Origin of the sequence: Streptomyces bikiniensis (genome assembly GCF_000716625.1) — a bacterium.
Lineage (GTDB): Bacteria > Actinomycetota > Actinomycetes > Streptomycetales > Streptomycetaceae > Streptomyces > Streptomyces bikiniensis.
The window spans coordinates 97,491-110,106 of sequence record NZ_JNXJ01000006.1; the positions used below are offsets into that span (position 1 = coordinate 97,491).

A 12,616-nucleotide genomic window follows, 5' to 3' on the forward strand; every position below is an offset into this window, starting at 1 on the left:
TCCCAGGGGTCCCCCGCCAGCCTAGCCAGCGAAGAACTCCGTGACGGCGCTCCGCAGGAGCAGCGGGTGTACGAACCTGTCCGGGCCCGACGGCGGACACCGCCACGCGAGCGGCCAGGTCCGGCCGGTGAGGGCGGGCACGGGTACGTAGCTCACGTGCGCCGGTCCCGCGTTGAAACGGGTCACCCCGCGCGGCCACGCCTTGTGGGACGTCGTCCCCGGCGGGACCAGGAAGTAGACCCCGCGCCGCCCGTTCGCCTCGATGACGACCGGCCCCGGGTCGCCGCCGGTGAGCGCCTCCATCCAGTCGGCCAGCCGACGCCCGTCGTCGCCGTCCACTCGAACGGCGTCGAATTGTACGCCTGCCTTACGCAGTTGGAATCCGGAAACTGGAATCCAGTCCACGTTCACTTCCCGATTCTCTTCAATCACGGGGACATGTTCCCGCGCCGACGCTAGCGTTTTCCACGACTGCTGACGGTGCGTCGGCAGCCCGTCGACCTGCGCCAACCCAGCTTGAATGCAGTCGAATTGGGCGGAGAGCAGTTGAGACCGGTTGAGACCGGTTGAGTTCGAATGGGGAGCGCGATGACGCGAGCGGAGAACAGGGAACCGGTGGGTCCGGCGGCGCGGATGGCGGCTTCGCTGGCCAAGAGAATGCGTATGAAGAAAGGAATGACGCAGGAACAACTCGGGGCGGAGATGGGTTACACCGGAGCGGCGATCAGCGCGATGGAGCGGATGATCCAACCGGTGAGCGACGAAATGCTGGCGCAGCTCGAACAGGCGCTGAGCAGCGGGACGGGCATCTTCGAGGAGCTGCGGGAACTCGTACGGCTGGAGAAACTGCCGGAGCAGTTCCGCGGGTACGCGCCGATCGAACAGAAGGCGGTGGCGCTGTGGCTGTACGCGAACCATGTCGTCCACGGCCTCTTCCAGACGGAGGCGTACGCGCGGGCGCTGATCGCGGGCGGGTACCCGGAGCCGATGCCGGAGCGGACCGAGGAGCTGGTGATCGGCCGTATGGCTCGGAAGGCGCTGTTCGACAGGAAGCCCGTGTGCGAGATCGAGCTCGTCCTCGACGAGTCGGTGCTGAAGCGCCCGATCGGGAGCAAGGAGGTCATGCGGGAGCAACTGGAGTACTTGGCGGAGTGCGCCCGGAGGAGGAACGTGAACCTTCAGGTGCTGCCGCTAGACGCGGGGCTGAGCGGAGAGTACGCCGGTGACCGGGGAGAGTTGAACATCGTGGAGAGCCCTGCCCATGACCACGTGACCTTCCTGGAGATCCAGGGGGAGAGCCTGCTGATCACCGACCGGACGAAGGTGAGTACGCACCGGCAGCGGTATGCGAAGATCCGGGCACAAGCCCTGGATCCGCGCAGGTCGCTGGGCGTCATCGAGGAGTTGGCGGGAGTACGGAGATGAACGACACCCTGCAGTGGTTCAAGTCCAGCTACAGCGACAGCGGCGGCGGCAACTGCGTCGAGGTCGCCGCCTGCCCGCACGCCGTGCACCTGCGCGACTCCAAGCAGCAGGACGGCGGGCCCACGTTCGCCGTGGAGCCCGCCGCCTGGTCCGCGTTCGTCGCGTGGCAGAGCTGACCGTCAGCAGTACAGGTTCGCGCCGGTCGGGACGCCCAGGATCTGGGTGAACTGCTGGTACCTGGTGACCCGGCTCTGCACCTGGGCCGGGTTCTTCCCGTCGCACTCCAGCGCGCCGTTGATGGAGCGGATGGTCTGGCCGAAGCCCGCGCCGTTCACCATGGCGTTGTGGCCGGTCATCGTGCCGGGGCCGTTCTGGGTGTTCCAGTACCAGAGACCGGTGGACATGGCGACGGCCGGGTCCTGCTCGACCCGCCAGGGGTTGTTCAGGAGGTCGATGCCGAGGGCGTCACCGGCCGCCTTGTAGTTGAAGTTCCAGGAGAGCTGGATCGGGCCGCGGCCGTAGTACGCGGCCTGGCCGGCCGGGCAGCCGTAGGGCTGGTTCCGGTCGCAGTAGTGCGGGTAGTTGGCCGTGTTCTGCTCCACGATGTAGTAGAGCCCGGCGGTCTCGTGGGAGACGTTGGCGAGGAAGGCCGCGGCCTCCTGCTTCTTCACCGTGTCGCTGCCGGTGGTGGCGAAGGCCGGGTACGACTTGAGGGCGTTGACCAGGCCCGCGTACGTGTAGAACGGGTTCCGGTTCGGGAACATCTGGTTGAACTGGGCCTCGGAGACGACGAAGCCGTTGTTCTGGCCGCCGTCGTCACCGCCGCCGCCGGTGCCGCAGGCGCCCTCGTCGCGCCAGACGTCCGAGGAGCCGGGGCGCTCGTTCTGCGTCCACCACTTCGCGTACCAGTTGTGGCCGTTGTACGAGGCGGTCTTGCCGCCGGTGTAGACCGTGGAGGAGTTCCACGCCGTCACACAGGCGGGGGCCGCCCCTGCCGAGGCCGCGGGGAGCATGACGGCCACGCCTACGGCCGTACAGAGCGCGGCGAACAGCGTGAGCAACTTGCGGAGCATCGCTCGTCCTTCCGGGTGGGGGGGTCCGGGATCGGATGGGAAGGGCCAGCGAAGCGTGATTGGTCTGGACCTGTCAAGGTCTAGACCAGAAATCGTGACAGTGGTCCGGAGAGAGAACACCCCTCCCCGATATGCGAGTTCAGTCGAAGCGGATGTGCCGGGCCCCGACCGCCGCCCGGCGCAGGCGGGCGCGGAGGGCGCCGTCGGTGTCGGGGGCGAGGACGAGGCCGGCCGAGGCGGCGATGCGGTCCGCCACCTGCGGGACCGTCAGGCGGTCGGTGCGGACGTGCTCCGCGAACTCCTCGCCGCGCAACCGGTCCAGGCACAGGTCGAGCCTCGACACGGCGAAGCCCTCCCGGCGCAGCGGGGCGTCCTTCCCGCCCAGGGCCCGCACCGCGTGCCCGAAGCCGCGCTCGCGCAGCCGGCGCAGGACCGTCGCGCGCTCGGCGAGGAGCGCGAAGTGCCGCACGTCGTGGCCGGCCGCGCGCAGCCGCCCGACGGTCTCCTCGAAGTACCGGGGCTCCACGACCGTCATCGGCGCGATCACCACGCCCGGGTGCCTCCGCAGGGCCAGGTCCAGGACCTCGTACACGCCCTGCCGCCAGGCCGGGAGGTCCTGGAAGTCACCCCGGAGGCCCGGCGGCGCCATGCGGTGCAGGCCGAAGCCGACGTGCTCGGGGTCGCAGACGACGCTCCCCGGCAGCCGCCTGCGCAGCTCGTACGCGGTCTGCGTCTTGCCCCCGCCGAACGGCCCGTTGATCCAGATCAGCATCCCCCGACCCTAGGGCCCGTCCGACCCTGATCCGTCGGACAGGCCCCGGGGTGGGCGGTCAGATCAGGAGCACGATCCGGCCGGGGCGGTGGCCGGCCTCCGCGCGGCGGTGGGCCTCGGCGGCCGAGGCCAGGGGGACGATGTCCGCCGTCCGGGTCATCAGCTCGCGGGCGGCGACGCCGTCCAGGATCGTCTTCAGGCGGGCGGCGTCCGGGCGGGGGCGGATCGCGGTGACGTCGATGTCCCGGACCCGGTCCGGCAGCCGCTCGCCGGAGGCCGAGACGAAGGTCCCGCCGTCCCGCAGGGCGGGCAGCAGCGGGGCGCCGATGAGCGCGGCGTCCAGGACGGCCGCGACCCCCTCGGGGACGTGGGCGCGCACCTTGGCGACGACGTCCGCGGGGTCGCCGCGCGGGACCAGCTCCTCGGCCCCGAGCCGGAGCAGCTCGTGCCGGACGTCCTCGTCGGCGAGGGCGACCACCCTGTACCCCGCCGCGGCGGCGTGCTGGACGGCGAAGCGGCCCACCACCCCGCCGGCTCCGCTGATCAGGACCGGGGAGCCCTCGGGCAGGTCCAGGAGGTCGACGGCCTGGTCGGCCACGAGCGCGGAGAGCGGCACCGAGGCGGCCGTCGTGAAGTCCATGTCGTCCGGGATCGGCGCCAGCCACTCGGGAGCGGCGCGGATCACCTCCGCGTACGAGCCCTCGCCCGTCCCCTCCGACACCCAGGGGATGAAACCGGCCACCCGGGTCCCCTCGGGGAGGCCGGGCGCGGCGTCCAGGAGCACGCCCGCGAAGTCGAAGCCCAGGACGAAGGGCGGGGCCAGCTCGCCCAGGAAGGCGGCCCACTGCCCCGAGCGGATCCGCAGGTCCGCCTGGTGCACGGCGGCGGCCTTGAGCCGTACCCTGACCCGGCCCGGGACGTCGCCGGCCTCCGGTTCGGGGCGGTTGGCGATCCTGAGGACCTCGGGTCCGCCGTAGGAGATCACTTCGACGACGCGCATGGGGCACTCCTGTACCGCTCGTGTACTGCTCGCTCGCTCGCTCGCTTGCCTGCTTGCTTGCCTGCTCGCTCGCTTGCCTGCTCGCTTGCCTGCCTGCTCGCCTGCTCGCTCGCGGACTGCTCGTACGGAAGCCCCCTCGTGGCCATTACACAGAGGCTCCCCACCCCCGGCAACTGCTGATGACCCGCCCGCGCGACACCCCGGGAACGCGGCCGGAATCCGGCTTGCGGAAGGGAGAACTCCAGGTGACGGGTGGCGAAGCCCCCCACGGAACCGCACACACGTCCGTACCGTCGCGCGCATGGACTGGCTCACCTCCGAGAACCTCGTCGCCGTCGTCACCGCACTCATCGGCGTCCTGGTCTCGATCGGCGTCGCCTGGTACCAGTGGTGGGTGCTGCGCCAGCGGCGGATCGGCTACCGCATCCAGCTGGACACGGCCGTCGGCGGCGGGACGAACGGTGCCGATGCCGGCACCGGCACCGGCACCGGCGCGGCCGTGCGGCGCGGTTACTTCAACGCCAGCCCCGGCCTGGAGGACGCCACCCTCGTCCTGCTCAGGATCGAGAACGACGGGGCCCTGTCCGTCACCCGCGAGCACTACACGGACGGGGACGACCACGGGCTGACGGTGGAGTTCGAGGGGCGGCACGTGAAGGCGGTCGTCGTCACCGCCCCCGACCACCCCCGCCTCCTCAGCCACTTCCCCGAGTCCTGGACGGGCCCCGCGGAGGGCGCCACCAGCATCGCCCTGCCGAAGGTCCCGCTCAACCGGGGCGCCTACTACAAGCTGCTCGTCCTGCTCGCCGGCGGCCCGATCGGCGGCGCGGTCACGGTCGACGGCAGCATCACCGAGGGCCGCGTCCACCCCACCCGCAGCCTCACCCCCGACGACAAGCCGCCCGTCTTCAGCCGGGCCGCGCTGTCCGTCACGGTCCTCCTCACCGCGTGCGTCGTCGCCCTCGCCGCGATCATCGTCCGGGAGGAGGCCCCGCCGCCGATCGGCTGCGCCCGGGGCACCCTCACGGTCAGCGGCTCGACGGCCTTCGCGCCCGTCGCACGGCAGCTCGCGAAGGAGTACGAGAAGGACTGCGCGGGTGCGAAGGTGACCGTGGACGCGCACGGCTCGGCCACCGGCGTCCGGGAACTGGACGCCGCCGGGAGGAAGGCCGCCGCGGCGAAGGAGGCACCGCCCGCCGTCGTCGCGCTCTCCGACGGGCGCAAGCCGAACGGCCACCCGGAGCTGCGGGAGACCCCGGTCGCCGTCTCCCTCTTCACCCTCGTCGTGCACGACGGGGTACCCGTCGCCAACCTGAGCCGGGCGCAGATCCGGGGCGTCTACCGGGGCGACATCACCAACTGGAGCGCGCTCGGCGGCCCGAACCTGCCGATCCGGCTGGTGAGCCGGAACGCCGGCTCCGGCACCCGGGAGGTCTTCCAGCGCCGGGTCCTCGGGGAGAACGAACCGGCCCACTCCTCCCTCGACTGCGAGCACCGCGACGACCCCCGGGCGAAGGTGACCCGCTGCGAACTCGACTCCACCGAACAGGTCCTGGACACCGTCGCCCGGCTCCCCGGGGCCGTCGGCTACGGCGAACTGCGCGCGAGCGGCACCGTGAAGGGCCTGCACCGGGTGGCGATCGACGGCCGCGACGCCGACGTCGACGAGCTGGGCGCGTCCGACTACCCGTACCGGGAGATCGAGTACGCCTACACCTGGGGCGAGCCGCCGACCGGCTCCCTGACGGCCGGCTTCCTCGCCTACCTCACCCGGGGCGCCGGCCAGGACCTCGTCCGCCTCCACGGCCACCTGCCCTGCGCCACCCCGAAGGGGCTGCGGGTCTGCGGGGACGGGTGAGGCCCTCCCCCGGGGCGCCCGGGGCTGCCGAGGCCCCCGGGGCGCTCGAAGGGACACGGGGACGGGCCCCGGCCGGTCTGGCATGCTCTGACGACGTGGAGCCATTGAACGCGGAGGACCCGGAGCGCATCGGCCCGTTCCGACTGATCGGCCGCCTCGGGGTCGGGGGGATGGGCCGGGTCTTCCTGGCGCGCTCGGCCGGGGGCCGGACGGTCGCCGTGAAGGTGGTGCACGCGGAACTGGCCTCCCAGGACGAGTTCCGGCGCCGGTTCGCCCGCGAGGTCGCCGCCCTGGAGCGGGTCGGCGGCACGGGCACGGCCCCCGTCCTCGGCTCGGACACCGGCGCCGAGGCCCCCTGGGTCGCCGTCGGGTACGTGCCGGGGCCCTCGCTGCGGGCGGTGGTGGGCGACGCGCACGGGCCGCTGCCGACGGAGACCGTACGGACCCTGGCGGCCGGGCTCGCCCGCGCCCTCGGCCATATCCACGCCGCCGGGCTCGTCCACCGCGACCTCAAGCCCTCGAACGTCCTGCTGACCGTCGACGAGCCGCAGCTCATCGACTTCGGCATCGCCCGCGCCCTCGACACGGTCGCCGAGGGCGGCAACCTCACCACCACCGGGGCCGTCGTCGGCTCCCCCGGCTTCATGTCGCCCGAGCAGGTGCGCGGCGAGCGCCTGACGCCCGCGTCGGACGTCTTCTGCCTGGGCTCGGTCCTGGTGTACGCGGCGACCGGGCGCGCGCCCTTCGGCACGGCGGACAGCGGCGTCCACGCCACGATGTTCCGCATCGCCCACGACGAGCCCGACCTGACGGGCCTGCCGCCCGAGCTCACCGGCCTGATCCGGGCCTGCCTCGCCAAGGACCCGGCGGCCCGCCCCGCGACGGACGAGCTGGTCGGGACGCTCCCGGTCGCCGACCCCTGGCTCCCGGCGGACGTCCTGGCCCGCCTGGGCCGACACGCGGCGCGACTGCTGGAGGCGGAGGCGGGGACGGGGACGGGGGTGGCCCCCGGGGCCGAGGGCACTGGCCATACGGTCTCCGGGGGCTCCGGTCGTACGGCCTCCGGGGGCTCCGGCCGTACGGTCTCCGGGGGCTCCGGCCGTACGGTCTCCGGGGGCACCGGTCGTACGGCCTCCGGGGACACCGGCCGTACGGCCTCCGGGGAGCCGACCGGCGCCCCCGCCCCCGCTCCCGCCCACCCGACCGGGTCCACCGTCGCCCCGTCCCGCCCCCGGCGCCGCCGGGCCCTGCTCGCCGGCCTCACGACCCTCGCGGTGGCGGCCGCGGCCACCGCCGCGTACACCTTCTGGCCGGGCCCGGCCACCGGTACCGACGGGAAGGGCGAGCGGGGAACGGGCGGGACGGCCGCCCCCGCCCCCGCCGGGATCGTCCCGGCCGCCTTCCTCGGCGCCTGGGAGGGCGTGCTCCAGGGCGGCGAGGACCACCCCAGGGAGACCGTCCGCATCGAGATCACGCAGGGCCCGGCCGGCGCCAAGAACGCCGTCTACACCCAGGTGTCCGAGAACCGCCTGTGCATGGGACGCTCGCGGCTCGTCTCGGCCGACGAGGACGAGGTCGTGTACGGCGAGTCCGACGTGACGACCAGCGTGCCCGCCGCCCGCTGCACCCCGGCCGCCCACCAGACCCTCGCCCTGCGCTCCCCCGACGTCCTGGAGTGGACCTCGGGCGCCGCGAGGGCCACCTTCCGCAAGGCCCCCACCGGCACGTCCGTCGTCCCCGCCCGCTTCCTCGGGGAGTGGCAGAACGTCCCCCGGCCGGAGGTCTACGGCGACCAGGACGGGCGGTACGGCACGTGGGTGACGGTCACGCAGGGGCCGGTCGGGACGCGGGTCGTCCGGTTCCGGGACGTCTTCCCGCGCCTGGACGAGGAGGGCGCGCCCACCCCCGAGACGGTCTCCTGCGGCTCCACCGCCGTCCTCGGCGGCTCCGGGAACCTGCTGGTCGTCGGCCCGCAGGTGCGGGACCAGGGCGCCTGGGACCCCGAGTGCGCGGAGAACGGCTCCAGCTACCTCCAGGTCGTGCGGGGGAAGGGCGAGGACCGGCTCCTGGTGTACCCGATGGTCGACGCGGAGCCGGGCGAGTACCGGCGGCGTTCCTAGTCCTTCCGGAAAGCCGGAAAGCCGGAGCGCGCGAGGGCCCGCGCCCCGGTCGGTGACCGGGGGCGGGCCCTCGCACGTACTCCTTCTCCTTCCGGACGTCCTACAGGAAGGAGTTGATCTCGATCGTCTCGGTGCGGCCGGGGCCGACGCCGATGGCGGAGATCGGGGCGCCCGACATCTCCTCCAGGGCCTTCACGTAGGCCTGCGCGTTCTTCGGCAGGTCGGCGAAGGTCTTGGCCTTGGTGATGTCCTCGGACCAGCCCGGCAGCATCTCGTAGACCGGCTTCGCGTGGTGGAAGTCGGTCTGCGAGTAGGGCAGCTCCTCGACGCGCCTGCCGTCGATCTCGTACGCGACGCAGACCGGGATCTGCTCCCAGCCGGTGAGCACGTCGAGCTTGGTGAGGAAGAAGTCGGTCAGGCCGTTGACGCGGGTGGCGTAGCGGGCGATGACCGCGTCGAACCAGCCGCAGCGCCGGTCGCGGCCGGTGGTGACGCCGCGCTCGCCGCCGATGCGGCGCAGGTCCTCGCCGTCCTGGTCGAACAGCTCGGTCGGGAACGGGCCGGCGCCGACGCGGGTCGTGTACGCCTTGAGGATGCCGATGACGCGGCTGATCTTCGTCGGGCCGACGCCGGTGCCGGTGCAGGCGCCGCCGGCGGTCGGGTTCGAGGAGGTGACGAAGGGGTACGTGCCGTGGTCGACGTCGAGCAGGGTGCCCTGGCCGCCCTCGAAGAGCACGACCTTGTCCTCGTCCAGCGCGTTGTTGAGGATCAGGGTCGTGTCGGCGACGAACGGCTTGATCTGCTCCGCGTACTGGAGCATCTCCTCGACGATCTGCCCGGCCTCGATGGCCCGCCGGTTGTACAGCTTGGCGAGGAGCTGGTTCTTCCCCTCCAGGGCCGCTTCGACCTTCTGGGTGAGGATCGACTCGTCGTACAGGTCCTGGACCCGGATGCCGACGCGGTTGATCTTGTCGGCGTAGGTCGGGCCGATGCCCCGGCCCGTGGTGCCGATCTTGCGCTTGCCGAGGAACCGTTCCGTCACCTTGTCGAGGGTGACGTTGTACGGGGTGATCAGATGGGCGTTGCCGCTGATCAGGAGCTTCGACGTGTCGACGCCGCGTTCGTTCAGTCCGCTCAGCTCGGAGAGCAGGACCGCCGGGTCGACGACGACACCGTTTCCGATCACCGGGGTGCACCCCGGCGAGAGGATTCCGGAAGGGAGAAGATGCAGCGCGTACTTCTGGTCGCCCACGACGACCGTGTGGCCGGCGTTGTTGCCGCCCTGGTAGCGCACCACATAGTCAACGGATCCACCGAGCAGGTCGGTGGCCTTTCCCTTGCCCTCGTCACCCCACTGAGCACCGAGCAGCACAAGTGCGGGCACAGGCGTACACCCCTTCCGGGTGGGGCATGTCCAAGGTCAGGGGGCGTACGCCGCCTCACCGGTGTGCCCCGGAATAGACGAAGCCCCTGGCGCAATAGCGCAAGGGGCTCTTGCACAAAGATGCTACCCGAGGAAGGACCGAGGTGTCGGATCACGACCAGCTGCTGGTCATCGTCGACCCGGTCGCCCGCCGAAGCGACGGCGAGTCCGTACGGATCGCGAAGGATGTCCTGTCCGCCGGCGCGAAGGCGAAGATCTGCCTGCCGGACGGCCCGGAGGAATTCTCCCGGGCCCTGGCCCGGCGCGGCTCCCGGCGCCCCGTGCTGCTCGGGGACGACCGGGCCCTGCTGCGCGCGGTGACCCTGCTGCACCGCGAGCGGGACCTCGCGGAGGGGGCCCTCGCCCTGGTTCCGATCGGCGCGCCGGAGGCCCTGGAGGTCGCGCACGCGCTCGGCGTGCCGTCCTCCACCCCGGCGGCGGCGCGGGCGGCCCTGGAGGGGGCGGTGCGCCGCCTGGACCTCCTGGTGGACGACAGCGACGGCGTCGTCCTCGGGGACCTGCTGGTCCCGGCCGTCCCGGTCCCGGCCCCGGCGGCCCCGTCGGTCTGGGGCACCTGCCGTTCCCTGGTCCGCACCCTGGTCCCCCCGGCGGTCCGCACGCACCCCCTGCGGGTGGAGGCGGACGGCGTCCTGCTCGCGGACGTGGACGCCCCGCTGGAGGCCCTGACGGCCCGCTCGGTCGCCGGCGCGGCCGAGGTGACCGTCCGTCCCCCCGCCGCCCCGCCCCGCCGCACCACCGCCCGCACCCTCACCGTCTCGGGCCCGGACTTCCGCTACCGCGCGGACGGCCGCCTGACGGGCCCGGTGCGGAGACGGACGTGGACGGTGCGGGAGGGGGCGTGGGGGTTGCGGCTGCCGAGGGGGTGACGTCGGGGAGGGGTGTGGGGGCGCGGCTGCCGGAGGTGTGACGTCGGGGAGGAGGTGACGTTGCCGGGGGCGCGCAGGGAATCCCGTACGGGGAGCGGATAGCGTCCTGGAAGGGGACACCACGGGGGCCGTGATGACGTATGCGCTGGACGGGGCGGAGACCGCCGAGGCACTGGAGCGGTACCGGCGGCGGGCCGAGGGGTCGCTGGCCGGGGGCCTCCTCCTGCTCCTCGCGGGCGCGCTCTTCGCGTTCCGGCCCGGCTCCGCCGGGATCGCCGCCGTGCTCGCGTGGCCCGTCACCTTGGGCGTCATGTTCGCCCTCGTCGGGGCCGGGTCCCTGGTGATCGCCCGCAGGATGCGGGCCGTCCTGGTCGCCGGGGAGTGGTCGGCGCACACCGCCGTACCGGTCGCCCGCCGCCTGCACTCCCCGGCGGTCGTCCTGGGCTCTCCGGCGACCGGCGAACTGTGGCCGCTCACCGTCGTGGCCGTGCGGTGGCGGCAGGACGCGGCCGAGCCCGGCCCCGACGGCGTACTGCGCTGGTGCGGCGACCCGCGCACGGGCGGGGTCCTCGCCCATCCGGACAGCGGGAAGCTGTTCTGGGCGAAGCCGGTACGGGGCGGGGCCGCGCGGCGCCGGGTCGTACGGCGGGCGGAGGCGCGAGGGCTGCCGGCCCTGGCGGCCCCGACCGGTCCACGGCCGGCCGGAGACGGCACCGCGCCCCTGCCGAGGCCCCGGACACGCCCTCCGCCCGCTGCTGCGCCCCGGTCTAGCGCGGGAGCCCCGGGAAGACCGGCGCGTCCTACGGGCGCGATGGGGTGAAACGGGACAGCCGGAAGGCCTCGCCGGGCGAGCCGGCCCTCACACCTCCACCACCAGCTCCTCGAACCCCCTGATCACGTACCCCGGCTTCCGCACCGGCTCCGAGACCAGGCGCAGCCCCGGTGCCCGCCGCAGGAGCTCCGCGAAGAGGGTCGTCAGTTCCAGGCGGGCCAGGGGGGCGCCCAGGCAGTAGTGGATGCCCGCGCCGAAGGCGAGGTGGGGGTTGTCGGGGCGGGTGAGGTCGAGGGTGTCGGCCGTGGGGCCGAAGCGGGACGGGTCGCGGTTGGCCGAGCCGAGGAGGAGGGCGACCTCCGAGCCCCGGGGGATCAGCAGGCCGTCGAGTTCGACGTCGTCCAGGACCCAGCGCTCGAACATCTGGAGCGGGGTGTCGTAGCGCAGGAGTTCTTCCACAGCTGTGGACAAGTTTTCGAGACGTGGACGGACGCCCTCCTGGAGGAGGATCCGCCAGCCGTTGACCGTGGTGTTCACCGTCGCCTCGTGGCCCGCGTTCAGGAGGAGCACGCAGGTCGAGATCATCTCCTGCTTCGTCAGCTCCCGGACCCCGAGGAGGGCTGTGATCAGGTCCTCTCCCGGATCCTTGCGGCGCCTCGCGATCAGTTCGCGGAGGTAGGCCGAGAACGCGAGCGACGCCTCCACCGCCCGCCCCGCCGTCTCCTCCGACGGGTTCGGCTCGAACATCCCGCAGATCGCCGCCGACCAGGGCCGCAGCCGGCCCCGCTCCTCGTCCTCCTCCGGGATCCCCAGCATCTCCGCGATCACCGCGACCGGCAGCGGTTCCGCCACCAGCGCCTGGAGGTCGCCGCCGCCCGCCGCCAGCAGGTCCCCGACCAGACCGGCGGCGAGGCGCCGTACCGTCGGGGCCAGGTTCTCCACCGTCCTCGGCGTGAACGCCTTCGAAACCAGGCGGCGGATGCGGGTGTGGTCCGCGCCCTCCAGGTCCAGGAGCCCGTGGTCGTTCAGGGTGTGGAAGGGCTCGTGCGCCGGGTCCGGCGCCTCCCGGCCGAACTCCTCGTGCGTGAAGCGGTGCGTGTACGTGCGGCCCAGGCGCCGGTCCCGCAGGAGCGCCGAGACGTCCTCGTGGTGCGGGACCAGCCACTGGCGGGTCGGCTCGTGCCAGTGGGCGCGGCCCGCCGCCCGCAGCTCGGCGTAGGCGGGGTAGGGATCGGCGACGAACTGCGGGGACCAGGGGTCGTACGCGGGGGTGTCCATGGACCGAC

Annotated in this window: 12 protein-coding genes; 6 read left to right on the plus strand and 6 right to left on the minus strand. The window is 73.1% G+C overall.

The genetic code is table 11. The annotated features are described in order from the left end of the window. Positions 1-21: 21 nt before the first annotated feature. Entirely contained in the window at positions 22-411 is a 390-nt protein-coding gene (locus OO47_RS05725; protein WP_106969342.1) for a hypothetical protein, read from the minus strand. A gap of 177 nt (positions 412-588) precedes the next feature. On the opposite strand from OO47_RS05725, the gene OO47_RS05730 reads away from it, so the two are divergent. Together OO47_RS05730 and OO47_RS05735 are read left to right on the plus strand one after the other, a co-directional pair. After that, positions 589-1,425 (plus strand): helix-turn-helix domain-containing protein, encoded by an 837-nt coding sequence (locus tag OO47_RS05730; RefSeq protein WP_030206094.1) that lies wholly within the window; start codon positions 589-591, stop codon positions 1,423-1,425. Further along, positions 1,422-1,601 (plus strand): DUF397 domain-containing protein, encoded by a 180-nt coding sequence (locus OO47_RS05735; RefSeq protein WP_030206097.1) that lies wholly within the window; start codon positions 1,422-1,424, stop codon positions 1,599-1,601. Before OO47_RS05730 ends, OO47_RS05735 begins: the two co-directional genes overlap by 4 nt. Positions 1,602-1,604: 3 nt before the next feature. Here the strand turns inward: OO47_RS05735 and OO47_RS05740 are convergent, their stop codons facing one another. The 3 genes from OO47_RS05740 to OO47_RS05750 form a co-directional block, all read right to left on the minus strand. Beyond that, the gene (locus OO47_RS05740) at positions 1,605-2,498 is read right to left on the minus strand and encodes a glycoside hydrolase family 19 protein (RefSeq protein ID WP_030206099.1); all 894 of its coding nucleotides are present in this window, start codon (positions 2,496-2,498) and stop codon (positions 1,605-1,607) included. Between the two features lie 139 nt (positions 2,499-2,637). Next, positions 2,638-3,270: an AAA family ATPase gene (locus OO47_RS05745; RefSeq protein WP_030206102.1), complete on the minus strand. Its 633-nt coding sequence runs from the start codon at positions 3,268-3,270 to the stop codon at positions 2,638-2,640. A 58-nt stretch (positions 3,271-3,328) separates the two neighbouring features. Further along, positions 3,329-4,270, minus strand: coding sequence for an NADP-dependent oxidoreductase (locus OO47_RS05750; protein WP_030206105.1), 942 nt, complete (start codon positions 4,268-4,270; stop codon positions 3,329-3,331). A 301-nt stretch (positions 4,271-4,571) separates the two neighbouring features. On the opposite strand from OO47_RS05750, the gene OO47_RS05755 reads away from it, so the two are divergent. Further along, positions 4,572-6,128: a PstS family phosphate ABC transporter substrate-binding protein gene (locus OO47_RS05755; protein WP_030206109.1), complete on the plus strand. Its 1,557-nt coding sequence runs from the start codon at positions 4,572-4,574 to the stop codon at positions 6,126-6,128. A gap of 95 nt (positions 6,129-6,223) precedes the next feature. Beyond that, a complete protein-coding gene (locus OO47_RS38390) occupies positions 6,224-8,248 on the plus strand; it encodes a serine/threonine-protein kinase (protein WP_030206112.1) in 2,025 nt (674 codons plus the stop codon). A 100-nt stretch (positions 8,249-8,348) separates the two neighbouring features. Here the strand turns inward: OO47_RS38390 and OO47_RS05765 are convergent, their stop codons facing one another. Further along, complete coding sequence (locus OO47_RS05765) at positions 8,349-9,632, minus strand: adenylosuccinate synthase (protein WP_030206115.1); 1,284 nt, start codon at positions 9,630-9,632, stop codon at positions 8,349-8,351. Positions 9,633-9,775: 143 nt separating this feature from the next. On the opposite strand from OO47_RS05765, the gene OO47_RS05770 reads away from it, so the two are divergent. Beyond that, complete coding sequence (locus OO47_RS05770) at positions 9,776-10,558, plus strand: hypothetical protein (RefSeq protein ID WP_030206118.1); 783 nt, start codon at positions 9,776-9,778, stop codon at positions 10,556-10,558. Between the two features lie 133 nt (positions 10,559-10,691). Further along, the gene (locus tag OO47_RS05775) at positions 10,692-11,378 is read left to right on the plus strand and encodes a hypothetical protein (protein ID WP_030206120.1); all 687 of its coding nucleotides are present in this window, start codon (positions 10,692-10,694) and stop codon (positions 11,376-11,378) included. Between the two features lie 39 nt (positions 11,379-11,417). Here the strand turns inward: OO47_RS05775 and OO47_RS05780 are convergent, their stop codons facing one another. Then, positions 11,418-12,608: a cytochrome P450 gene (locus tag OO47_RS05780; protein ID WP_030206123.1), complete on the minus strand. Its 1,191-nt coding sequence runs from the start codon at positions 12,606-12,608 to the stop codon at positions 11,418-11,420. Positions 12,609-12,616: the final 8 nt, after the last annotated feature.

What these genes read in the sequence shown, in the direction of transcription:
- OO47_RS05730 (WP_030206094.1), top strand. Translation starts at nt 589, where the DNA reads ATGACGCGAGCGGAGAACAGGGAACCGGTGGGTCCGGCGGCGCGGATG.
- OO47_RS05735 (WP_030206097.1), top strand. Translation starts at nt 1,422, where the DNA reads ATGAACGACACCCTGCAGTGGTTCAAGTCCAGCTACAGCGACAGCGGC.
- OO47_RS05740 (WP_030206099.1), bottom strand. Translation starts at nt 2,498, where the DNA reads ATGCTCCGCAAGTTGCTCACGCTGTTCGCCGCGCTCTGTACGGCCGTA.
- OO47_RS05745 (WP_030206102.1), bottom strand. Translation starts at nt 3,270, where the DNA reads ATGCTGATCTGGATCAACGGGCCGTTCGGCGGGGGCAAGACGCAGACC.
- OO47_RS05750 (WP_030206105.1), bottom strand. Translation starts at nt 4,270, where the DNA reads ATGCGCGTCGTCGAAGTGATCTCCTACGGCGGACCCGAGGTCCTCAGG.
- OO47_RS05755 (WP_030206109.1), top strand. Translation starts at nt 4,572, where the DNA reads ATGGACTGGCTCACCTCCGAGAACCTCGTCGCCGTCGTCACCGCACTC.
- OO47_RS05775 (WP_030206120.1), top strand. Translation starts at nt 10,692, where the DNA reads ATGACGTATGCGCTGGACGGGGCGGAGACCGCCGAGGCACTGGAGCGG.
- OO47_RS05780 (WP_030206123.1), bottom strand. Translation starts at nt 12,608, where the DNA reads ATGGACACCCCCGCGTACGACCCCTGGTCCCCGCAGTTCGTCGCCGAT.